Here is a 21,524-nt window from a genome sequence, read left to right as displayed (position 1 = left end):
CGGGGCGACGAGCCCCGGCCAGGGGCCGCCGTGCCGGTGCCCCAGGAACGGCCCGACGCCACCAGCGTCCTGCTCCCGGGCCCGTGGGCGCACCGGGACGTCTCGGCCAACGGCGTCCGGCTGCACGCCGCCGAGGCCGGCAGCGGCCCGCTGGTGCTGCTGCTGCACGGCTTCCCGCAGTTCTGGTGGTCCTGGCGTGCCCAGCTGACCGGACTGGCCGCCGCTGGCTTCCGGGTGGCCGCCCCCGACCTCCGCGGCTACGGCGCCAGCGACAAGCCACCGCGCGGGTACGACCTGCCGACCGCCGCCGCCGACGCCGCCGCGGTGGTCCGCGCGCTCGGTGAGGAGGAGGCGGTCGTCGTCGGCTCCGACTGGGGTGGCCTGGTCGCCTGGACGATGGCCGCGCTGCACCCCCGGAGCGTGCGGGGTCTCGTCGTCGTCTCGGCGGCACACCCCCGGCGGCTGCGCAGCTCGGTCGGCGACCCCCGGCAGCGGCGGGCCCTGGCCTACGCGCTGCCCTTCCAGCTCCCCCGGCTGCCGGAACGGCGCCTGACCCGACCCGACGACGACCCGGTGGCCGAGCTGATGCGCCGCTGGGCCGGCCCCTCCTGGGTGCACACCGCCGACTTCGCCGAGGCCGTGACCCGGTACCGGTCGGCCAGCCGCATCCCGCAGGCGGCCTACGGGGCGATGGAGTACTACCGCTGGGCCGGTCGCTCACAGCTGCGCCCGGACGGGTGGCGGTTCGCCCGGCGGATGGCCGCGCCCGTCACCGCACCCACCCTGCAGCTGCACGGGGCACTGGACACGGCAGTGCTGCCCTCGACCGCCCGCGGGTCCGGCCGCTACGTGGCCGGCGCCTACGAGTGGCGGGAGCTGCCCGGCGTCGGGCACTTCCCGCACGAGGAGGCCCCCGACGAGGTCACCGCCGCCATCGCCGCCTGGGCCAGGTAGCCCGATGGAACGGCCCGCTGCAGGGTCCCGCGCCGTGGCCCCGTCCAGAGGCTCGTCCCGAGCTCGCGAGGGATGAGGGGGACGGGGTCCTTTCACTCGCAGGCGCCGGTGCCGACCTCGCTGACCGCAGCGCCGCCGATCGTCATGGCCTCGGACACCTCGGCGGCGGTGAGCGCGTACCCGGTGTCGGGGTCGTCGATCGCCGAGGCGAAGACCACACCGAGCACCGACCCGTCGGGGGCCAGCAGCGGGCCGCCGGAGTTGCCCGCGCGCACCTGCCCGTAGAGGGCGTAGACGTCGCGCTGCACGGTGCGGGTCGCCCGGAAGTCCGGGCCGCTGATGTCCCCGCGGTCGCGCACCCGGGCCGGTCCGACGTAGAAGGGCCCGCCGCCGGGGTAACCCATGACGATCGCGTCGGCGCCGGTGTCGACGGGGACGTCGGAGAAGGCCAGCGGCTCCTGCGGGAGCCCGGGGACGGCCAGCACGGCGACGTCGATGGCCTCGTCGACGTACACCGTGACGGCGTCGTAGGCCTCGCCCTCGGCGATGACCGTCGGCTCGGTGACCCCGGCCAGCACGTGGGCGTTGGTCATCACCCGGTCGTCGGCGAAAACGAAGCCGGAGCCGTCGATCTGCCGGGAGCAGGACGCCGCGATCCCCCGGATCTGCACGACCGATCCCCGGACCTGCTCGACCACCGGGCTGGCCAGCAGGGCCTGGTCCGGCGCCGGCACGTCACGTGACTGGGTGGGCGTCAGCGGGTCCAGGACGTCGGGCAGGCCCTGCCGGTCGATCGCCTCGCGCAGCGAGTCGTAGAGCGTGCGCACCTGGTTGGGGACGGTGCGGTCGACGGCCTGGACGAGCGATGACTGGCGCACCTGGCCGGCCACGCCGGGGAAGGGCGAGCTGGCCAGCGGGATCGCCACCATCCACGCCACGAGCAGGACGGCGAGGGCCGAGACCACCGCCCCCGCCACCGAGTCGACGACCTTGGCGGGCTCCCAGGTGATCCACCTGCGCACCGCCCGGCCGATCAGGCCCGCCAGCAGCTGGCCGATCAGCGCGCCGGCCAGCACCACCACCAGGGCGACGAACACCCGGGTCACCGAGGAGTTGGCCAGGTCGTCGGCGATCGGGCCGGAGAGCTGCGCGCCGATGACGGCCCCGCCGAAGAACCCCACGAAGGAGGTGGCGGAGATGATCAGGCCCTGCCGGAACCCCGACAGCGCGAAGACGAGCGCGAGCACGATGAGGGTCAGGTCGACCAGGGACACCGGTCAGCACCCCCGGTCGATCGCGAGCCGGAGTGCTTCCAGCGCCGTCATCCCGGCGAGCTCACGGTCATCGTGCCGACCTGTCCCAGTGCCACGTGGAAGCTGCACTCGAAGGGGTACTCGCCGGGCTCGGTGACGGTGAACTCGATGGTCTCGCTCCGGCCCGGGCCCAGCACCGGGATCTGCTCGGAGATCTCGGCCGGGCCCGCCCCTGCGGTGAACAGGAAGTTGTGCGTCATCTGCTCCCCCGAGTTGAGCAGGGTGAGCCGCACGTCGCCGGGGGTCACGGTGAAGGCGTCCGGGGTGAAGACGTAGTCGTCGCCGGTCTCCAGGGTGATCTCCTGGACGCCGTCGGAGGCGGTGCGCACCGCACCGGCCTCTGCGCCGGCGGTGCGCTCCACCTCCGGGAGCGCCGGCTCGGAGCTGCAGCCCGCGAGCAGGGCGGTGGCGACGGTGAGGGCCAGCAGCGGGCCGGGCAGCGTGCGGGCAGGCCGGCGGCGTCGTCCGCCGCCGGCACCGGAGAGGGCCGAGCTCATGGCCCTGGAGCGGGTGGTCATCGCCCCGGAACGGTACGCGCGGAGCCGGGCCGCCCGGCGTCCTCGGCCACCGTCGGCGCGGCGCGGTCGGCCACGTCGGAGTCGACCGGCTCGTCCCGCACGTCCCCCGGGCGCACGGGAGGGACGGCGAGGGGACGCACGTCACCGTCGTCCCACGGCTGTTCCAGCCCCGCGGCCTCCAGGACCGCGTCGAGCAGGGCCGCGGTGAAGCCCCAGACGACCATGTCGGCCACACCGAAGGCCGGGCCGACGTACCCGGCGGGGTGGCGCACCCGGAAGCGGTTGGCCGGGTCGACCAGGTCGCTCAGCGGCACCCGGGCCACCCGCGCCACCTCGCGGGGGTCGCCGGTGGTCACGTCGCGGGGGTCGTCCCACCAGCCGAGCACCGGGACGACGAGGTTGTCCGACGGGCCGAGGAACAGCGCGGGCAGGGTGGCCAGCACCCGGACCCCGTCCGGGTCGACGCCGGCCTCCTCGTGGGCCTCGCGCAGCGCCGTCCCCACCGGGTAGTCGTCGCCCGGGTCGGCGCCGCCGCCCGGGAAGGCCGGCTGCCCGGCGTGACTGCGCAGGTGCGCCGACTTCTCGATCAGCAGCACGTCGGGCCCGGCCGGGCCCTCCCCGAAGAGGATGAGCACCGCCGAACGACGGGCGCTGCCGGAGGCCTTCCCGTGCCGGTGCCAGAGCGGCAGCTGCCCGGCGTTGGCCACCAGCCGCTGCAGGTGCTCGGGGAGCTCCTCGAGCTCTGCTGCGGAGACCGTCACAGCTGCACCCCGAGGTGCTCGGCGACGAGCCCCTCGAACTCCTCCAGGGAGTGCACCGGGCCGACCTGGACGTACGCGACCGACCCGTCGGCGGCCAGGAAGAGGGTGTACGGGAGGTTGTTGACCCCCATCCCGGCCATCACCTCACCGTCGGCGTCGAACGCGCTGGGGAAGGTCACCCCGGCGTCGTCGGCGAAGGAGGCCGCCGCGGGCACCCGGTCCACGGAGACCACGCCCAGCACCCGCACCTGGTCACCGGCGGCGTCGGCGAGCTCCTGCACCAGCGGCAGCTCCTCCCGGCAGGGGCCGCACCAGCTGGCCCACAGGTTGAGCACCGTGGGCACCCCCGGGGCGCGGCTGAGGTCCAGGGTGCCGCCGCCGAAGCAGTCGAAGACGGTGGCCGGCAGGTCGCTGTCGGCGGCCGGGACGTCGGTCTGCTCCGGACAGGGCTCGAGGTCGGTCTCCACCGAGCCCACGTCGCTGCCCGCCGGTGAGGCGACGGTCGGCTCGGGTGCGGCGTCCTCCGACGAGCACCCGGCCAGCACGCCCGCCAGCAGGCCGAGGGCGCCGAGGGCCCGCGGTGCCCGGCTCACTCGGTGTCCGAGGCGGCCGGGGACTTGACCAGCCTGGCCGCGACCTCGGGGTCGAGGGGACCGATCCCGTAGGACGGGCACCAGGCCGCAAGACCACACGCACCGCAGGCGGGCTTCTTGGCGTGACAGACGCGCCGGCCGTGGAAGATCACCCGGTGGGAGAACATCGTCCACTCCTTCTTGGGGATGACCTCCGCGATCTCGGCCTCGACCTTGACCGGGTCCTCCTCCGCCGTCCAGCCGAACCGGCGGACCAGCCGGCCGAAGTGGGTGTCGACGGTCAGACCCGGCACCCCGAAGGCGTTGCCGAGGACGACGTTGGCGGTCTTGCGGCCGACCCCGGGCAAGGTCACCAGGTCGGCCAGCCGGCCGGGCACCTCACCGTCGAACCGTTCGACCAGCGCCTGCCCCAGGCCGATCACCGAGTTGGCCTTGGCCCGGAAGAAGCCGGTGGGCTTCAGGACCTCCTCGAGCTCTGCTCGGTCCGCACCGGCGTAGGCCGCGGCATCGGGGTACCGGGCGAACAACACCGGGGTGACCTTGTTGACCGTCTTGTCCGTGGTCTGCGCCGACAGGACGGTGGCGACCAGCAGCTCCAGCGGCGTGGTGAAGTCCAGCTCGCAGTGCGCGTCGGGGTGGATGACCGCGAGCTCGCGGGCCATCCGCCGGGCCCGGCGCGTGCGGGCCAACGCGCTCTCCTCGGGGTCGAACGGGGACACGCCCGACCGGGCGGCGCGTCCGGGGCGGGGGGCGCGCGCCGGCCGGGTGTAGGCCGGCGGGGCGTCGGGTGAGGTGGCTGGCCGGGACACGCGAGTGAGGGTAGGCGTCTCCGCTGACAGCCACCGCCCGTCATACTCGGTGGTGGTGCAGACCCGGTCGATGACCGGGGACGCCCCACGACCGCTCGACGACCTGGTCCCCGCCCGACGCCCCCGCCGCGGGGTCGTCCACCCGAGGAGGTGCTCGTGGTCGCCCTCATCGTCATCCTGTTCCCTCCCCTGCTGATCGCGTTCCTGCTGGTCATGGAGCGGGTCGAGGAGCCGCTGCGGCGCCCGACCTCCCAGCGGGAGGTCGAGGAGTTCCTCGGCTCGGCCACCCCGGGCGAGGTCGGCACGCTGGCCAACTCGGGCATCCGCCGGGCGATGAGCCGCTGGCGGGCCCGCCGCCGCGGCCGGGCCCGCAGCGCCCCCCGCCCGGTGCTGACCGAGCGGCACCACGCGATGGCCGACGCCGACGTCGACCCGGTCGACGAGGACTGAGTTCCAGGCGCCCGACCTGCACGTGAGGGAGCCATGGGCGCCCCGCTGCCACTCAGAGTGGGCAGGCTCGTGACGGAGTGCACTGGTGAGGCGGGCCACAGGCCCTAGACTCTCCGAGTAACGCGGGTCGCCATCGCACCCGTGAGGACGTTGCGAGAGGTGCACGTGGACGAGGTCCTTGCCCAGTCCGGTCTCTTCCAGGGGCTGTCGGAAGATGCCGCCGAGCCGGTGGCGAGCGCACTGGAGACGGTGGTGCTGCCCCGCGGCCGGGTCGTCTTCAACGAGGGCGAGTCGGGCGACAGCCTCTACGTCGTCCTGTCCGGCAAGGTGAAGATCTCCCGCCGGGCACCGGACGGCCGGGAGAACGTCCTGGCCGTGATGGGCCCCTCCGACCAGTTCGGTGAGCTCTCGGTGTTCGACCCGGGGCCGCGCACCGCGACGGCCACCGCCGTCACCGACGTGCGCCTGGCCAAGATGCCGAACACCATGCTGCGGCCGTGGATCACCGCACACCCGGAGATCGGCGAGCAGCTGCTGCGGGTGCTGGCCCGACGGCTGCGGCGCACCAACGACTCGGTCGCCGACCTCATCTTCACCGACGTCCCCGGCCGGGTGGCCAAGGCGCTGCTGCAGATGGCCGACCGCTTCGGCAGCCGGGAGACCGACGGCCTGCGCGTCAAGCACGACCTGACCCAGGAGGAGCTGGCCCAGCTGGTGGGCGCCTCCCGCGAGACGGTGAACAAGGCGCTGGCCGACTTCGTGCACCGCGGCTGGATCCAGCTGCAGGGCAAGTCGGTCGTCGTCCTCGACGAGGAACGCCTCCGCCGCCGCGCACGCTGACACCGTCGCGCTGACGAGGGCCCTTCCCGGTTCACCGGGAGGGGCCCTCGCGCGTCCCGGGCAAAGACCACCCGCACGACCACCGTTACGGAACCGAGCGCAGCGAGGGTGGACCGGGGACGGGGCCCGCAGGGTCCCTCCCTGGGACACGGCCAACCGCTCAACGCAACCGGCCCCGGCTCCTGGCCGCGCTGCGGCCCGTCAGGGTCGCGATGTGGGCAGCGCCGCGACCATCCGGATCCGGGTGCCGTCGGGCAGCACCGCGTAGTTCCCGTCCGGTCCCTGCTCGAAGGTGGGGCTGATCGGCTCGAGCGGCGCCGGTGGCGAGCCGGCCAGGGTCGCCGCGGCGTCGGTGAAGGCCGCCAACTGGCCCAGCGTGTGGATCGTGGGCGGCAGCATCGGTCGGGTCCCGGCCGCGTGCTCGGCGAGCGCGGCGGCCGGCGTCGTCCAGACGGCTTCGTCCGCCTCACCGGAGACGTCGCGCGCCTCCTGCCCGGCGGGCAGCAGCGCGGCGAAGAACTTGGTGTCGTAGCGCCGTCGTTCCGGGGGCGGGGTGATCCAGTGCGCGAAGGGCCGCAGCAGGTCCGCCCGCAGCGCGAGTCCGCGGCCGGCCAGCAGCTCGGCCAGCGAGAGCTCGTGGGCGATGAGGGCCTGCCGTTCCGCCTCCCAGTCGTCGCCGGAGACGTCGGGCACCACGACCCCGGAGCCGTCCGCCGGGCTGGCCAGCAGGACGCCGGCCTCCTCGAACGTCTCCCGGATGACGGCGCACACCAGCTCGCGGGCCAGTCGCTCGTCGCAGCCGAAGGCGCTCGCCCAGTGGGCCGGGGGCGGCCCCACCCAGGCCAGCTCGGTGTCACCGTCCCGCTCGTCGACCCCGCCACCGGGGTAGGCGGTCATCCCGCCGGCGAACGGCATCCCCCGGGTCCGCCGCAGCAGGTACACCTCGAGCCCTGCGGCACCGTCCCGGAGCAACAACACCGTCGCCGCCTGCCGGATCGGCGCCGGCCCGTTCACCTCAGCTCGACGGTGAGCTCGACCTCGACGGGGGCGTTCATCGGGAGCTCGGCGACGCCGACGGCGCTGCGGGCGTGCTGCCCGGCCTCACCGAAGACCCGGCCGAGGAACTCGCTGGCACCGTTGACGACCCGCGGCTGGGCGGAGAAGCCCTCCGCGCTGGCGACGTAGCCGACGACCCGCACGATCCGGGCCACCGAGTCCAGGCCGACCAGGTCGTCGATCGCGGCCAGCGCGTTGAGCGCGCACACCTTGGCGTCGCCAGCGGCGTCCTCGATGTCGACGGCGCCGCCGACCTTGCCGGTGCGGCGCAGCCCGCCGTCGACGAACGGCAGCTGACCGGAGGTGAAGACCAGCTGGCCGGTGCGGACGGCCGGCACGTAGGCGGCGACCGGGGCGGCCACCGGGGGCAGCCGGACGCCGAGCTCGGCGAGCCGGGCGTGCCAGGAGACGGGCGTGGTCATCGTGGCCTCAGCTGGTCGGGCGCTTGAGGTAGGCCACCAGCTGGTCGCCGCCGCCCGGACCGGGGACGACGGTCACCAGCTCCCAGCCGTCGACGCCCCAGGAGTCCAGGATCGCCTTGGTGTTGTGGGTGAGCAGCGGGATGGTCGCGTACTCCCAGGTCCGACGGGCTGAATCACTCATGCCGCGACGCTAGCGCAGCCGGGACGCGCCGGGATCGACCACCGCTCGTAGGCTGGTGCGGGTGAGCCCAGAGCCCGTGCACCGGGAACCGTCGCGTCCAGGAGCGGTGCCGGTGCGGTGCCATGTCGTCACCGGGAAGGGCGGCACCGGGAAGACGACGGTCGCCGCGGCCCTCGCCCTGTCGCTGGCCGCCGACGGCGGCCACGTGCTGCTGGTGGAGACCGAGGGCCGGCAGGGCATCGCGCAGCTGTTCGACACCCCGCCGCTGCCCTACGAGGAGCGGCGGGTCGCGGTGGCCCGCGGCGGCGGTGAGGTGAAGGCGCTGGCGATCGATGTCGAGGCGGCCTTCCTGGAGTACCTGGACATGTTCTACAACCTGAAGCGGGCCGGCCGGGCGCTGCGCAAGATGGGCGCGATCGACTTCGCCACCGCCATCGCGCCCGGGCTCCGGGACGTGCTGCTCACCGGGAAGATCAAGGAGGCGGTGACCCGGCGGGAGAACGGGCGCCCGGTCTACGACGCCGTCGTCGTCGACGCGCCACCGACCGGCCGGATCACCCGGTTCCTGAACGTGACCAACGAGGTGTCCGGGCTGGCCCGGTCGGGCCCGATCAGGGCGCAGAGCGACGGGGTGATGGCGGTGTTCCGTTCGCCACAGACGGCAGTCCACGTGGTGACCCTGCTGGAGGACATGCCGGTCCAGGAGACCGCCGACGCGATCACCGAGCTCACCGCGGCCGGGCTGCCGGTCGGGTCGGTGATCGTCAACATGGCGACCGAGCCGCTCCTGCCGGCGTCCAGCCTGGCCCGCATCGCCGAGGGCCGGCTGACCGGCTCCGATCTGCAGCCGGCGCTCACCGCGGCCCAGCTGGCCGGGGTGGACGGGCTGGCGGACGGGCTGGTGGCCGAGGCGGTCGAGCACGCCCGCCGCTGGATCTCCCAGGACGCACTGCGCGGGGACGTCGAGGCGCTGGGCCGCCCGGTCGTGGAGCTGCACCTGTCGTCGTCCCCGATCGACCTGGGCTGCCTGTTCGAGCTGGCCGACCGGCTCGACGGGCACCTGCGCGACGAGGTCGCCGCGTGACCGCCGCCCAGCCACCGCGGCGGCCCGCCCCGGCACCGTCGCTGGACCTGGCCGCGCTGGTCAGCGACCGAGAGACGCGGATCATCGTGTGCTGCGGCTCCGGTGGCGTGGGCAAGACGACGACCTCGGCGGCGCTCGCACTGGCGGCGGCCGAGGCCGGCCGGGAGGTCGTGGTGCTCACCATCGACCCGGCCCGCCGGCTGGCCCAGTCGCTGGGCCTGGTCGAGCTGGACAACGAGCCGCGACTGGTCGAGACGCCCGGAGCCCCGGGCGAACTGCACGCGATGATGCTGGACATGAAGCGGACGTTCGACGACGTCGTGTCCGCGCACTCGACGCCCGAGCGGGCGCAGGTGATCTTCGACAACCCCTTCTACCAGGCGCTCTCCTCCTCCTTCGCCGGCACGCAGGAGTACATGGCGATGGAGAAGCTCGGGCAGCTGCGGGCCAGTGACCGCTGGGACCTGGTCATCGTCGACACCCCGCCGTCCCGGTCGGCGCTGGACTTCCTGGACGCCCCGAACCGGATGAGCCGCTTCCTCGACGGCACGATGATCCGGCTGCTCACCGCCCCGGCGCGGGCCGGCGGCCGGGCCGGGGTGCGGTTCGTGGGAGCCGGCTTCCTGCTGTTCAGCCGGATCATCAGCAAGATCCTGGGCGGCCAGCTGCTCAACGACATCTCCGCGTTCGTCTCCGCGCTGGACACCATGTTCGGCGGTTTCCGGGAGCGGGCGAACGCGACCTACGAGCTGCTCCGCCAGCCGGGGACGTCGTTCGTCGTCGTCGCCGCCCCGGAGCCGGACGCCCTGCGCGAGGCCTCCTACTTCGTCGACCGGCTCTCCACCGAGGGGATGCCGCTGGCCGGGCTGGTGCTCAACCGCACCCACCCGCCGGCCACCACGGCCCTGTCGGCGACCCGCGCGGAGGGCGCCGCCGAGGCGGTGGCCGAGGCCGGGGGCCCGGGTTCCGAGCTCGCCGCCGGGGCGCTTCGGGTGCACGCCGAGCGGATGACGGTCGCCACCCGGGAGCAGCGGCTGGCCGACCGGTTCACCAGCGCCCACCCGGAGGTGCCGGTGCGGACGGTGCCGGCGGCGGCCGGGGACGTCCACGACCTGGACGGGCTGCGGGTGATGGGCGAGGCACTGCTCGCCGCTGAGGGCGACACCGGGACGGGCACGCCGCGCAGCCGGGTGCTGCCGGTGCGCCCCCAGGCCGGCTGACCGGCGCCCCTCCGGCGGGGCGGGAGGGGCAGGAGGAACAGGCGAGTCCCCCGTTCGTGTCCACGTCATCCCGGAGCCTGGTCCCGGTCGTGACGCTCCGTTAGCGTCCGCCCGACCGTTCCGTCGGAGGGATGACACACCAGGCATGAGCACCACACCCGAGCTCGACCGCACCACCGCGACGACGTCGCCAGGACCGGCCGGTCTCTTCGGCACCGGCACCGTCCCTGCCGCCGCCGACCTCCCCGTCGAGATCCCGGTCGACACCGCCGGGCTCTCCCCCGACGACAAGGCCCGCACCAAGGTCATCACCAGCGCGATCCGCCGCCGGTCGCAGGAGCTGCGGCGCGACCACCCGGTGCTGCGGCACCAGGACGCCCTCGGGCTCACCGCGTTCGCGGTCGCGGTGCTCGGCTTCACCGGCAGCGGCGCCCTCTACCTGACCGGGGTGCTGCCCTGGTACGTGACGTTGCTGCTGTCCGCGGCCTTCGCCGCGGTCGGCCACGAGGTGGAGCACGACCTGATCCACGCGCTCTACTTCCGCCGGCGCAAGGCCGTCCGGTACGCGCTGCTCTTCGGCGTCTGGGCGATCCGGCCGTACACGATCAACCCCGTGTACCGGATCCGGCTGCACCTGCGGCACCACGCGTACTCGGGTCTGCCCGACGACATCGAGGAGGTGTCGATCACCAACGGCAAGCCGTGGGGCGCCGTCCGGCTGTACAGCCTGTTGGACCCCTACGTGCCCGCCCTGATCCGGATCGTCACCACCCGGCCGAAGGACGCCGAGGACGCGCTCTGGCGCCGCACCATCCTCAAGGCCAGCATCGGACTGACCCCGGTGGCGATCACCATCTGGTATGCGTTCCTCGGCCTGCACCTGGCGAGCTGGCTGGGTGCCGAGGTGCCCGCGACGTGGCTGCAGGCGCTGACCGTGCTGACCGTCGTCTGGGTCGGCCCCAACGTCTGGCGCGGCTTCTGCCTGCACTTCATCAGCAGCAACATGCACTACCAGGGAGACGTCGAGCAGGGGAACGTGCTGCAGCAGACCCAGGTGTTCAACCGCTGGTACCTGGTGCCCTTCCAGGTCTTCTGTCTCAACTTCGGCAGCACGCACCCGATCCACCACTTCTACGTGGCCGATCCGTTCTACGTGCGGCAGCTGATGGAGCGCGACATCCACCCGGTGCTGGCCGCCAACGGGGTGCGGTTCAACGACATGGGGACGTTCACGCGGGCGAACCGCTACCAGATGTCCTGACTGCCGTGCGGAGCGGCCTGCCGGCGTTCTCGGCGGCCGCTCCGCGCGTTGCGTCCGAGGCACCCCACGCAGGCCCGCTGGGCAGGTACCTTGGCCTGCGATGTCCGACTCTGCGCGTTCTCCGCTCGGTGCCCTGGTCAAGCTGGCCGTCACGATCGTCGTGGCCGGCGCCCTGGTCGCTGCCATGTTGCTGCCCTGGGTCGGGGGGACCGGGCTCGTCGCCCGGAACTCCGCCAGCCTGCTCGACGCCCTCCCGGTCGAGCTCACCGACGAGACGCCGAACGGCAACGCCGTCATGGTGGCCGCCGACGGCCAGCCGATCACCCAGTTCTACGACAACAACCGCACGCCGATGACGCACGAGCAGATCTCCGACGTGATGAAGCAGGCGATCGTCGACATCGAGGACTCGCGCTTCTACCAGCACAACGGTCTGGACATCGAGGGCACGACGCGCGCGCTGGCGAAGAACCTCGCTGCCGGGGAGGTGCTCGAGGGCGGGTCGACGCTGACCCAGCAGCTGGTGAAGCAGACCCTGCTGCAGACCGCGGACAACGCCGAGGAGCGGGCCGCGGCCGAGGAGGAGTCGGTCGGCCGCAAGCTCAAGGAGGCCCGCCTCGCCCTCGCGCTGGAGGAGGAGTACTCCAAGGACGAGATCCTCACCCGCTACCTGAACATCGCCTACTTCGGGCAGGGCGCCTACGGCATCCAGTCGGCCGCGCAGAAGTACTTCAGCGTGAACGCCGCCGACCTGACGCTGCCCCAGGCCTCGGTGCTCGCCGGGCTGGTGCAGAGCCCCAAGTTCGACCCGATCGCCTACCCGGCCGAGGCGACCGCCCGGCGCGACCAGGTGCTGAACCGGATGCACCAGCTCGAGCACATCACCGACCAGGAGCTCGCCGACGTCTCGGCCGCACCGATCCCGCTGGCCCCCGGCGGCAGCGCACCCAACGGCTGCATCGACGCCGCGATCGGCGGCTTCTTCTGCGACTACGTCACCAGCTACCTGACCGGCACGCTCGGGCTGAGCATGGACGACATCAAGGACAACGGCTGGACGATCCAGACCACGCTCCGCCCGGACATGCAGGCCGCCGCCGACCAGGCCGTGCTCAAGACCCAGGGCATGGGCGACCCGATCGTCGGGGTCTACGACGCGATCGAGCCCGGCACCGGGCACGTGCTGGCGATGAGCGTGAACCGGCGGTTCGGCTGCGGCGACCCGGCAGCGGGCTGTGAGTCGGTCAACTTCGCCACCATCCCGACCAAGGGCTCGGGGTCGACGTTCAAGACGTTCGTCGCCGCCGCCGCCCTGGAGCAGGGCCTGCCGGCCAGCCACACGATCACCACCAGCGAGCCCTACACCAGCCGGGTCTACCAGGGCTTCAACACCGACACCGCGGAGTACGAGCCCTACTCGGTCGGCAACGTGGGCAACAACTACCCGAACACGCTGACCATGACGCAGGCGCTCTACATGTCCTCCAACACCTACTTCCTGGCTCTGGAGGACGCGCTGGGCCGCATCGAGCCGGCCGTCCGGATGGCCGAGCGGCTGGGCATGGACTTCGACTACTCGGTGACCCAGACCCCGGCCGAGCAGATCATCGCGGAGAACCGCCCGTCCTTCGCCTACGGCACCGACGGGGTGAGCCCCCTCGACCTGGCCAACGCCTACGCGACGATCGCGGCCGGCGGGGTGAAGTGCGCCCCGAAGCCCGTCCTGCAGATCCTCGACCGCAACGGCGAGCCGGTCACCGACGACGACGGCCAGCCCGTGGTCCCCGCCGACCAGTGCGACCAGGTGATCGAGCCCGGCCTCGCGAACACCTTGAGCCAGATGCTGCGCAAGGACGTCGAACCGGGCAACCGGATGCAGACCGGCTCGCGCGCCTACATCCCGGGGCACCAGATCGCCGGCAAGACCGGCACGGTGAACAACAACGACTCGGTGACGTTCGTCGGGTTCACCCCGGAGTACGCCGCCAGCGTCATGGTGTTCCGCCCGACCGGCACCGACAGCGTCGGTGGCTACGGCGGTGGCCGGCCGGCCACCATCTGGCACGACGCGATGCTGCCGATCCTCTCGGGCCAGCCCGCCGCGGAGTTCCCGGCGGCCGACCCGAAGTACGCCGGGCGCGGGGTGGACGCACCGCCCACGAGCGCCCGGCCCTCGTCCTCGTCCTCGTCCTCGGACGGCGACGGCCGTGATTCCCGGCGTGGGAACCGGACGTCGAGCCGGGACAGCAGCCCGGCGCCCGCGCCCGCCCCGTCGAGCGAGCCGGCACCGTCGACCGCCGCGGACCCGTCCACCGAAGCGGCTCCCCCGGCCGACCCGGCGGCTCCGCAGCCCGACCTGAACGGGGACGGGCAGCCGGGCTGACCGAACGGCAGAGGGGCCGGGCCTGCGGGCCCGGCCCCTCTGCCGTTGCGGGGGCGCCGAGCGCGCCCCCTGCTCAGCCGAGCTGCCGGCGCACCTCTGCGGCCACCCGGCCGCCGTCCGCGCGACCGGCCACCCGGCCCTGCACGGCCCCCATGACCTTGCCCATGTCCTTCATCCCGGCTGCACCGGTCGTGGTGATCACGTCGGCGACGAGGGCGCTCAGGTCGGCGTCGTCGAGCTGGGCGGGCAGGTAGGTGGCCAGCACCCCCTCCTCCGCCTTCTCCCGCTCGGCCTGCTCGGCCCGGCCGGCCCCGGCGAAGGCGTCGGCCGCCTCACGGCGCTTCTTCGCCTCCCGGCGCAGCACCGCCTGCACCTCGTCGTCGCTCAGCTCACGGGCCTCCTTGCCGGAGACCTCCTCGGCGGACACGGCGGAGAGCACCATGCGCAGCGTCGCGGTGCGCAGCTCGTCGCGGCTCTTCATGGCGGTGGTCAGGTCGGCGCGCAGTCGGTCCTTCAGCTCAGGCACGGTGCAGAGCCTGCCACCTCCACCCGGACCCGGACGACGCAGTTCCCCCTCCCCCTAGGCTCAGGCGATGCGCGCGACCACCGCCGTCCCTGCCGCCCTGCTGGCCACCGGTGCCGCCACCGTCGCCTACGCCGGCCTCGTCGAGCGCACCCACTGGACGCTGCGCCGCTTCGACGTCCCGGTGCTGCCGCCCGGCTCGCGGCCGCTCACGGTCCTCCAGCTGTCGGACCTGCACATGACCGCCGGGCAGCACAGCAAGCAGGCCTGGGTCGCCGGGCTCGCCGCCCTGCACCCGGACGTCGTCATCACCACCGGCGACAACCTGGCCGGGATGGACGCCGTCCCGCCGACGCTGGGGGCGCTGGAGCCGCTGATGGAGCTCCCGGGCGCCTTCGTGCTGGCGAGCAACGACTACTACGCGCCCCGGCCGAAGAACCCGCTGAAGTACTTCAAGACCGACCACAAGCGCGTCCACGGGGAGGAGCTGCCGTGGCGCGAGCTGCGTGACGGCATGACCTCTCGCGGCTGGCTGGACCTCACCAACGGCACCGGCGAGCTGACGGTGCGCGGCGTGCGCATCGCGCTGGCCGGCGTCGACGACCCGCACCTGAAGCTGGACCGGTACGACGACGTCGCCGGGCCGGCCGACCCCACGGCCGACGTGCGGATCGGGCTGGTGCACTCCCCCGAGCCGCGGGTCCTCGACCGGTTCGCCGCCGACGGGTACGACCTGCTGCTGTGCGGTCACACGCACGGCGGGCAGCTGCGGGTGCCCTTCCACGGCGCCCTGGTCACCAACTGCGGCATCGACCGGGAGCACGTGCGCTGGCTGCACCAGTGGGCACAGCCCTCGGACGCGGCCCCGAACGGCACCTGGCTGCACGTCTCGGCCGGCCTGGGCACCAGCCCGTACGCGCCGCTGCGGTTCGCCTGCCCGCCGGAGGCGACGCTGCTGACCCTCACCGGACGACCTGCCTGACACCGCTGTCGGGAGCTCTCCGGCGGTCAGCTAGAGTGGCTACCGCACCTCGGGGTGTGGCGCAGCTTGGTAGCGCGCGTCGTTCGGGACGACGAGGCCGCAGGTTCAAATCCTGTCACCCCGACCACCCACTCAGGGACCGCCGATCCGGCGGTCCCTGAGTGCGTTCGGGGGTGCAGGTCACTCCCCCGCCCGGTTTCCGCCCGTCGTCGCGGGGGCACCGGACCAACGGTGACCGAATGGCTGCTCCTGCTGGCGGCCGTGCTGTTGACCGCGCTCACCGGGTTCTTCGTCGCGGCAGAGTTCTCCCTCACCACCGTTGACCGCGGCAAGGCCGACGAGGCCGCGCAGGCAGGTGACGAGCGCGCCGCCGGCGTCGTCACGGCCCTGCGGGGGCTGTCCACCCAGCTGTCGGCGGCCCAGCTGGGCATCACGCTGACCACGCTGGTCGTCGGCTTCCTCGCCGAGCCCGCTCTGGGCGGGCTGCTGGAGCCGGTGCTCGAGGCGATCGGGCTCCCCGACAGCTCGACGACCCCGATCGCCATCGCGCTGGCGATCTTCCTGGCCACGTTCCTGCAGATGATCATCGGCGAGCTGGGGCCCAAGAACCTGGCGATCGCCCGGCCGCTGCCCACCGCCGCGCTCGTCGCCCCCGGCATGCGGCTGTTCACCACGGTGACCGGCCCGGTGGTGCGCACCCTGCAGCGCCTGGCCAACGCGATCGTGCGCCGGCTGGGCTTCGAGCCCCGCGAGGAGCTCGACGACACCCGCGACGCCCAGGGCCTGGCCGCCGTCGCCCGGCGCTCGGCCGAGGAGGGCGACCTCTCCCCCGTCGCCGCCCGGTTGCTCGCCCGCTCCCTCGGCCTCCGCGAGAAGTTCGCCACCGACGTGATGACGCCGCGGACCCGGCTGTGGACGCTGAGCTCGGCAGCGACCGCCGCCGACGTCATCGACGCCGCCATCCGCTCGGGCAACTCCCGATTCCCGGTCTACGGCGCCGACCTGGACGAGGTCACCGGCGTGGTGCACGTCAAGCACGCCGTCTCCGTCCCCGACGAGCAGCGACTCGAGCGCACCGCCGGCGAACTGGCCGAGCCGGTCCTCGCCGTCCCCTCGTCGCTGCGCCTGGACCCGCTGCTGGACCTGCTGCGCGAGCAGGGCCTGCAGCTGGCTCTGGTCGTCGACGAGTGGGGCGCGACCCACGGCATCGTGACGCTGGAGGACATCGTCGAGGAGCTGGTCGGCGAGATCGCCGACGAGACGGACCGGCCGCTGCGCCAACTGCGCCGGGACGACGACGACTGGGTGCTCTCCGGCCTGCTGCGCCCGGACGAGCTGCGCGAGCGCACCGGCGTCTCGGTGCCCGAGGGCCGGTACGAGACCGTCGCCGGGTTCGTCATCGAGCAGCTGGCCCACCTCCCGGAGCAGGGTGAGTCCGTGGAGGTCGACGGCTGGCGGCTCACCGTCGACGAGGTCGAGGGACGCCGAGTCTCCCGACTGCGGGCCACCCCCGTCCCGGCCGACGACGACGCGGACGCGGACGCAGACGCAGACGCAGACGCAGACGCAGACGACAGCTCCTCCCCGGCCGGCGCCACCGCCGTCCGCCCCGAACGAGAGGTGGCCCGGGCATGAGCGACGGTCTGGCCCTGCTGGTCCTGGTCGTCCTGCTCCTGGGGAACGCCTTCTTCGTCGCCGCCGAGTTCGCGCTCGTCTCCGCCCGGGCCGACCAGATCGAGCCGCGTGCGGAGGCGGGGTCGGTGCGCGCCCAGAAGACCCTGGTGGCGATGCGCAACGTCAGCCAGATGATGGCCGGGGCCCAGCTGGGGATCACGCTGTGCTCCCTGGGGCTCGGTGCGATCGGCGAGCCCGCGGTCGCGCACCTGATCGAGGTGCCGTTGGCGGCCGTCGGGGCGCCCGAGGCGCTGCTGCACCCGATCGCACTGGTGATCGCCCTGTCGGTGGTCACCGTGCTGCACATGGTCCTGGGCGAGATGGTGCCCAAGAACATCACCATCGCGGGTCCCGACCGGGCGGCGATCGCCCTCGGCCCGCCGCTGGCCCTGGTGGTGCGGGTGCTGAAGCCGTTCATCTGGTTCTTCAACACCGTCGCCAACGGGTTCGTGCGACTGTTCGGGGTCACCCCCACCGACGAGGTCGCGGCCAGCTTCGACCACGACGAGATCCAGTCGATGATCACCCAGTCGCGGCGCGAGGGGCTGCTGGGCAGCGAGGTCAGCGACCTGGCCGCCGGCGCGCTGACCTTCGAGCAGAACGACGTCAGCTCGGTGCTGCTGCCGCCGGACTCCCTGGTCACCGTGCCCCGCTCCGCCACCCCGCGACAGGTGGAGGGCATCGTGGCCGAGCACGGCTACAGCCGCTACCCGATGCGCGACGACGACGGCTCGCTGGTCAGCTACGTGCACGTCAAGGACGTGCTGGGCAGCGGCCCGACGTCCCGGGACCAGCCGGTGCCCGACCAGGCGGTGATCTCCTTCGTCGAGCTCACCCTGGACGAGCCATTGCCGGAGGTGCTGCGGGAGATGCGCCGGTCCGGCGCGCACCTGGGCCTGGTGCGCGACGGCGACCGGGTCCTCGGCCTGGTCGCCCTGGAGGACGTGCTCGAGCAGCTGATCGGCGACGTCCGGGACGCCGGTGTCGAGCGTCCCGCCGCCGGCCGCCCGCCCCTCGGCCGGGCGCCCGCCGCGGAGGCAGTGGTCGGCGCCGGCGGCAGATGACCCCGCCGGCGCCGACTCCTCCGGGTGGACCGGTCAGCGGCGCGGCGGGAGCACCATCCGGCGGACGTCGACCAGGGCCAGCGCGGCCAGCCCGAGGATCGGCAACAGGGTCACCTGCACCAGGCCGGCCCCGGACCAGTCGAAGGCGGAGACCAGCCGGGCGAAGAGCAGCCCGGAGACGGCTGCCGCCACGTAGTACGTGAACATGAACAGCCCCGCGCCCCGACCCACGTGCTCCGGGCGCACCGCGCGCTGCATGCCCGTCGTGCAGTTGGTGAAGAGCACGCCGCTGGCGAAGGCGCCCATCAGGAACGCCAGCACGTACTGCGCGGACGCGCCCTCGGCGAAGCGGTAGATCGCCAGACCGGTGAGCGAGGAGCCCACGAAGCCGACGGCGAGCAGCATCCGCTGGTCGTAGCGGTCGGCCAGCCAGCCGACCGGCAGCGCCATCATGGCGCCGAAACCGACCAGCGAGGCCGCCCACGCGGCCTGCGCGGGCGCCAGCCCGAGCTCCTCCCGCAGGAAGGTCGGGTAGAGGCCGAGGAAGCCGTAGAACACCAGGCCGGAGATCGCCGAGGCCAGGCCCATGCCCAGGGTGCCGCGGTTGTACGGGCTCGCCGGCACGTGCGTGTAGTCGGCCGTGTCGGCGGTGCCGCCCCGTCCGGCCAGCGCCTCGCTCATCGCCTTCGGCACGGTGACCAGCAGCACGACGGCCATGACCAGACCCGCGACACCGAAGACGATGAACGGCGCCCGCCAGCTGTCGACGGCGAGGGCGAGCTGCTGGCCGAGGATGGGTCCCAAGAACACGCCGAGGCCGAAGGCGACGCCGATGAACCCGGCGGCGACCGCCCGGCGGTGGAAGAAGTAGGCGCCGACGATGGCGTAGATGGCCGTGGCCTGGACGCCCTCCCCGACACCGGAGATCAGCCGGTAGACCGCCATGTCGCCGAAGCCCGTGGCCAGCGGGATGGCGAGCGTGCCGAGGGAGTAGACGACCACGCTGACGACCACGATGAGCTTGCGGGACAGCCGGTCCAGCAGGTAGCCCGCCGGGACACCGGTGAGCGCGATGCCGAGCGTGAAGCCCGTGGCCAGCAGACCGGTCTGGTCGAGGGAGAACCCGTACTCCTCGCGGATCTGCGGCAGCAGCGGGTAGAACACCTGCCGGTCCATCGCGTTGAGCATGTAGGAGAGGCAGAGCGCGGCGAAGCCGACCGCCACCGCCACCGTCGAGGCAGGGCCGCCCGTCCGGGTGGCCGCCGGGGCACCGGCGGCCGGTGGGAGGGTCGAGTGGGACATGAGGACTCCTGAGGTCGTCGACGGTGACGCGTCCGGCAGACGGACGTTCGTCCGCCAGCCGGTAGCGTGAGGCTCATCACCTGATCCGTCAAGCCCGGCCGGGCGCGCCACGACCGCCTCGCCGAAGCCCCTCGGAGAGGTCGCCACCGACAGGGGGAAGATGGCCCGGTGACTGCCGAGCCCACGGAGAACCCGCCCGCGCCCGCCCTCCCCGAGGAGGTCACCGCGCGTTGGCAGGCCCGGTTCCGTGCCCCCCGGGTCAGCCTGCCCGACTGGGCCGAGGACGCCCCGCAGCGCAGCCTGTACGCCTCCGACGTCAGCGGCGTCGTCGAGCAGTACGCCTGGGACCGGGACACCGACGCCCACCGGCAGGTCACCGACCGGGCCAACGGCACGCTGGCCGCCACGCTGACCCCTGACGGCGAGACGATCTGGTGGTTCGCCGACACCGACGGCGACGAGTTCGGCATCTGGATGACCCAGCCCTTCGCCGGCGGCCCGGACGCCGTGGCGCTGCCGGAGGTGGGGCCGGCCTACCCCGCCGGCCTCGAGCTGGGCCACACGGTCACCGCGGTGGGTCGCTCGACCGACGACGGCAGCGAGCTGTGGATCGCCCCCGCCGGCGGGACGCCCACGGTCTTCTACTCCTCGCCGGACACCGCCGGGGTGGACGCGCTCTCCCGCGACGACTCGCTGCTGGTCTTCTCGCACTCCGAGCACGGCGACCCGCGCTACCCCGCGCTGCGGGTGCTGCGCACCGCCGACCTCTCCCTCGTCGCCGACAGGTGGGACGGCGAGGGCCGGGGCCTGCACGCGCTGAGCTTCTCTCCCGCGCCCGGCGACCAGCGGCTGCTGGTGGGCCACGAGCGCCGCGGCCGCGAGGAGCTGCTGATCTGGGACGTCGCCGCCGGCACCGAGACCGAGCTGGTCCTCGACCTGCCCGGTGACGTGACCGCCGGCTGGTACCCGGACGGCTCGGCACTGCTGGTGGGGCACGACCACGCCGCCCGCAGCGAGCTGTACCGCTACGACCTGCGCTCGGGGACCCTGGAGCAGCTGGACACCCCGCGCGGCGTGGTCCGCGGCGCGACCGCCCGCCCCGACGGCACGGTGGAGCTGGCCTGGTCGTCGGCCGAGCTGCCCCCGGTCATCCGCCGGGCCGACGGCCCGGTCGTGCTGGCCGCGCCCGGTGAGGCCCCCCCGGCCGCCTACCCGGTCGAGGACCGCTGGGTGCCCGGCCCGGGGGGCGACGTGCACGCGCTGCTGGTCCGGCCGGCCGGGGAGGGTCCGTTCGCGACCGCGTTCCTGGTGCACGGCGGCCCGGAGTCCCAGGACGACGATTCCTACCGCGCGCGCCGGGCGGCCTACGTGGACGCCGGCTACGCGGTCGTGCACGTGAACTACCGGGGCTCCACCGGCTACGGCAGCGAGTGGCGTGACGCGCTCACCGGGCGGCCGGGGCTCACCGAGCTGGAGGACGTCGGCGCCGTCTACGACGCCCTGGTCGCCGAGGGCGTGGTCGACCCGGCTCGCACGATCCTCTCGGGCGGTTCGTGGGGCGGCTTCCTCACCCTGCTCGGCCTGGGCACTCAGCCCGAGCGCTGGTCGGCCGGGATCGCCGAGGTGCCGGTGGCGGACTACCTGGCCGCGTACGAGGACGAGATGGAGGGGCTGCGCGCCTACGACCGCGCGCTGTTCGGCGGCTCACCGGAGGAGGTGCGCGACGTGTACGTGCGCTCCTCGCCGATCACCTACGTCGACGCGGTCGCCGCCCCGGTCCTCGTGGTCGCCGGTGCCAACGACCCCCGCTGCCCCATCCGCCAGATCGACAACTACCTGGCCGCACTGACCGAGCAGGGCAAGGCCCACGAGGTCTACCGCTTCGACGCCGGCCACGGCTCCCTGGTCATCGAGGAGACCATCCGCCAGGTCGAGGCCGCCCTCAGCTTCGCCCTGAGGCACGTCAAGCCTTAGCAGCAGGGGGACGGACCCGCGGGCCAGGACGCGGACGCGACCACCCACGGGGGCACGCGAACGCGATCACCTCCAGGGGTGGACCGCGGCACCGCAGCGGAGCTGCTGGTGCTCGCCCGGCGCGGGGCCGGAGGCTCCCGCCGGGCGAGCACCGCGTGCC

21 protein-coding genes and 1 tRNA gene are annotated in these 21,524 nt (G+C 73.6%); 12 read left to right on the top strand and 10 right to left on the bottom strand.

Features of this window, described 5'->3' with window-relative positions; genetic code table 11:
* Positions 1 to 30: 30 nt before the first annotated feature.
* Positions 31 to 954, top strand: coding sequence for an alpha/beta fold hydrolase (locus O2W18_RS01815; RefSeq protein WP_269185872.1), 924 nt, complete (start codon positions 31 to 33; stop codon positions 952 to 954).
* A gap of 92 nt (positions 955 to 1,046) precedes the next feature.
* Here O2W18_RS01815 and O2W18_RS01810 read toward each other — a convergent pair whose 3' ends face one another.
* From O2W18_RS01810 to nth, 5 genes are read right to left on the bottom strand one after another with little or no spacing between them, the layout of a single operon-like run.
* Positions 1,047 to 2,228, bottom strand: coding sequence for a MarP family serine protease (locus O2W18_RS01810; RefSeq protein ID WP_269185871.1), 1,182 nt, complete (start codon positions 2,226 to 2,228; stop codon positions 1,047 to 1,049).
* A 47-nt stretch (positions 2,229 to 2,275) separates the two neighbouring features.
* Positions 2,276 to 2,785, bottom strand: coding sequence for a plastocyanin/azurin family copper-binding protein (locus tag O2W18_RS01805; RefSeq protein WP_269185870.1), 510 nt, complete (start codon positions 2,783 to 2,785; stop codon positions 2,276 to 2,278).
* Positions 2,782 to 3,546: an NUDIX hydrolase gene (locus O2W18_RS01800; protein ID WP_269185869.1), complete on the bottom strand. Its 765-nt coding sequence runs from the start codon at positions 3,544 to 3,546 to the stop codon at positions 2,782 to 2,784. The genes O2W18_RS01805 and O2W18_RS01800 overlap by 4 nt, the downstream gene beginning before the upstream one ends.
* Positions 3,543 to 4,139, bottom strand: coding sequence for a TlpA family protein disulfide reductase (locus O2W18_RS01795; RefSeq protein WP_269185868.1), 597 nt, complete (start codon positions 4,137 to 4,139; stop codon positions 3,543 to 3,545). The genes O2W18_RS01800 and O2W18_RS01795 overlap by 4 nt, the downstream gene beginning before the upstream one ends.
* On the bottom strand, positions 4,136 to 4,948 hold the full coding sequence (gene nth, locus O2W18_RS01790; RefSeq protein ID WP_269185867.1) for an endonuclease III: 813 nt from the start codon (positions 4,946 to 4,948) through the stop codon (positions 4,136 to 4,138). The genes O2W18_RS01795 and nth overlap by 4 nt, the downstream gene beginning before the upstream one ends.
* 156 nt (positions 4,949 to 5,104) lie before the next feature.
* Between nth and O2W18_RS01785 the strand changes: the two genes are divergently transcribed.
* Positions 5,105 to 5,398 (top strand): hypothetical protein, encoded by a 294-nt coding sequence (locus O2W18_RS01785; protein ID WP_269185866.1) that lies wholly within the window; start codon positions 5,105 to 5,107, stop codon positions 5,396 to 5,398.
* Positions 5,399 to 5,539: 141 nt separating this feature from the next.
* Positions 5,540 to 6,238, top strand: coding sequence for a Crp/Fnr family transcriptional regulator (locus O2W18_RS01780; RefSeq protein ID WP_269159669.1), 699 nt, complete (start codon positions 5,540 to 5,542; stop codon positions 6,236 to 6,238).
* Positions 6,239 to 6,439: 201 nt separating this feature from the next.
* On the opposite strand, the gene O2W18_RS01775 is transcribed toward O2W18_RS01780, so the two are convergent.
* From O2W18_RS01775 to O2W18_RS01765, 3 genes are read right to left on the bottom strand one after another with little or no spacing between them, the layout of a single operon-like run.
* Positions 6,440 to 7,252, bottom strand: a complete 813-nt coding sequence (locus O2W18_RS01775; protein WP_269185865.1) for an NUDIX hydrolase — start codon at positions 7,250 to 7,252, stop codon at positions 6,440 to 6,442.
* Complete coding sequence (locus O2W18_RS01770) at positions 7,249 to 7,716, bottom strand: RidA family protein (protein WP_269185864.1); 468 nt, start codon at positions 7,714 to 7,716, stop codon at positions 7,249 to 7,251. Before O2W18_RS01770 ends, O2W18_RS01775 begins: the two co-directional genes overlap by 4 nt.
* Positions 7,717 to 7,723: 7 nt before the next feature.
* Positions 7,724 to 7,897, bottom strand: coding sequence for a hypothetical protein (locus O2W18_RS01765; RefSeq protein ID WP_269159666.1), 174 nt, complete (start codon positions 7,895 to 7,897; stop codon positions 7,724 to 7,726).
* A gap of 112 nt (positions 7,898 to 8,009) precedes the next feature.
* On the opposite strand from O2W18_RS01765, the gene O2W18_RS01760 reads away from it, so the two are divergent.
* The 4 genes from O2W18_RS01760 to O2W18_RS01745 all read left to right on the top strand — a co-directional run bounded on the left by O2W18_RS01760 (position 8,010) and on the right by O2W18_RS01745 (position 13,845).
* Positions 8,010 to 8,981, top strand: a complete 972-nt coding sequence (locus O2W18_RS01760) for an ArsA-related P-loop ATPase (RefSeq protein ID WP_269185863.1) — start codon at positions 8,010 to 8,012, stop codon at positions 8,979 to 8,981.
* Positions 8,978 to 10,201, top strand: coding sequence for an ArsA family ATPase (locus O2W18_RS01755; RefSeq protein ID WP_269185862.1), 1,224 nt, complete (start codon positions 8,978 to 8,980; stop codon positions 10,199 to 10,201). Before O2W18_RS01760 ends, O2W18_RS01755 begins: the two co-directional genes overlap by 4 nt.
* Positions 10,202 to 10,346: 145 nt before the next feature.
* On the top strand, positions 10,347 to 11,462 hold the full coding sequence (locus O2W18_RS01750; protein WP_269185861.1) for a fatty acid desaturase: 1,116 nt from the start codon (positions 10,347 to 10,349) through the stop codon (positions 11,460 to 11,462).
* A 100-nt stretch (positions 11,463 to 11,562) separates the two neighbouring features.
* Positions 11,563 to 13,845 (top strand): transglycosylase domain-containing protein, encoded by a 2,283-nt coding sequence (locus tag O2W18_RS01745; RefSeq protein WP_269185860.1) that lies wholly within the window; start codon positions 11,563 to 11,565, stop codon positions 13,843 to 13,845.
* A gap of 73 nt (positions 13,846 to 13,918) precedes the next feature.
* On the opposite strand, the gene O2W18_RS01740 is transcribed toward O2W18_RS01745, so the two are convergent.
* Positions 13,919 to 14,371, bottom strand: coding sequence for a GatB/YqeY domain-containing protein (locus O2W18_RS01740; RefSeq protein ID WP_269185859.1), 453 nt, complete (start codon positions 14,369 to 14,371; stop codon positions 13,919 to 13,921).
* Between the two features lie 67 nt (positions 14,372 to 14,438).
* On the opposite strand from O2W18_RS01740, the gene O2W18_RS01735 reads away from it, so the two are divergent.
* From O2W18_RS01735 to O2W18_RS01720, 4 genes are all read left to right on the top strand, one after another.
* A complete protein-coding gene (locus O2W18_RS01735) occupies positions 14,439 to 15,350 on the top strand; it encodes a metallophosphoesterase (RefSeq protein ID WP_269185858.1) in 912 nt (303 codons plus the stop codon).
* Between the two features lie 50 nt (positions 15,351 to 15,400).
* Positions 15,401 to 15,477 (top strand) — tRNA-Pro (locus tag O2W18_RS01730).
* A 104-nt stretch (positions 15,478 to 15,581) separates the two neighbouring features.
* A complete protein-coding gene (locus tag O2W18_RS01725; RefSeq protein ID WP_269185857.1) occupies positions 15,582 to 16,985 on the top strand; it encodes a hemolysin family protein in 1,404 nt (467 codons plus the stop codon).
* Complete coding sequence (locus O2W18_RS01720) at positions 16,982 to 18,088, top strand: hemolysin family protein (RefSeq protein WP_269185856.1); 1,107 nt, start codon at positions 16,982 to 16,984, stop codon at positions 18,086 to 18,088. Before O2W18_RS01725 ends, O2W18_RS01720 begins: the two co-directional genes overlap by 4 nt.
* Before the next feature lie 33 nt (positions 18,089 to 18,121).
* Here O2W18_RS01720 and O2W18_RS01715 read toward each other — a convergent pair whose 3' ends face one another.
* Complete coding sequence (locus tag O2W18_RS01715) at positions 18,122 to 19,390, bottom strand: MFS transporter (RefSeq protein WP_269185855.1); 1,269 nt, start codon at positions 19,388 to 19,390, stop codon at positions 18,122 to 18,124.
* A gap of 168 nt (positions 19,391 to 19,558) precedes the next feature.
* On the opposite strand from O2W18_RS01715, the gene O2W18_RS01710 reads away from it, so the two are divergent.
* On the top strand, positions 19,559 to 21,364 hold the full coding sequence (locus O2W18_RS01710; RefSeq protein ID WP_269185854.1) for a S9 family peptidase: 1,806 nt from the start codon (positions 19,559 to 19,561) through the stop codon (positions 21,362 to 21,364).
* Positions 21,365 to 21,524 lie beyond the last annotated feature (160 nt).

The organism is Modestobacter sp. VKM Ac-2983 (genome assembly GCF_026967885.1).
Classification (GTDB): domain Bacteria; phylum Actinomycetota; class Actinomycetes; order Mycobacteriales; family Geodermatophilaceae; genus Modestobacter.
This window is presented reverse-complemented; position numbering and strand designations above follow the sequence as displayed.

Excerpts from the sequence above, each read along its gene's own strand:
- O2W18_RS01750 (WP_269185861.1), top strand. The coding sequence starts at position 10,347 with ATGAGCACCACACCCGAGCTCGACCGCACCACCGCGACGACGTCGCCA.
- O2W18_RS01745 (WP_269185860.1), top strand. The coding sequence starts at position 11,563 with ATGTCCGACTCTGCGCGTTCTCCGCTCGGTGCCCTGGTCAAGCTGGCC.
- O2W18_RS01735 (WP_269185858.1), top strand. The coding sequence starts at position 14,439 with ATGCGCGCGACCACCGCCGTCCCTGCCGCCCTGCTGGCCACCGGTGCC.
- O2W18_RS01770 (WP_269185864.1), bottom strand. The coding sequence starts at position 7,716 with ATGACCACGCCCGTCTCCTGGCACGCCCGGCTCGCCGAGCTCGGCGTC.
- O2W18_RS01720 (WP_269185856.1), top strand. The coding sequence starts at position 16,982 with ATGAGCGACGGTCTGGCCCTGCTGGTCCTGGTCGTCCTGCTCCTGGGG.
- O2W18_RS01715 (WP_269185855.1), bottom strand. The coding sequence starts at position 19,390 with ATGTCCCACTCGACCCTCCCACCGGCCGCCGGTGCCCCGGCGGCCACC.
- O2W18_RS01805 (WP_269185870.1), bottom strand. The coding sequence starts at position 2,785 with ATGACCACCCGCTCCAGGGCCATGAGCTCGGCCCTCTCCGGTGCCGGC.
- O2W18_RS01765 (WP_269159666.1), bottom strand. The coding sequence starts at position 7,897 with ATGAGTGATTCAGCCCGTCGGACCTGGGAGTACGCGACCATCCCGCTG.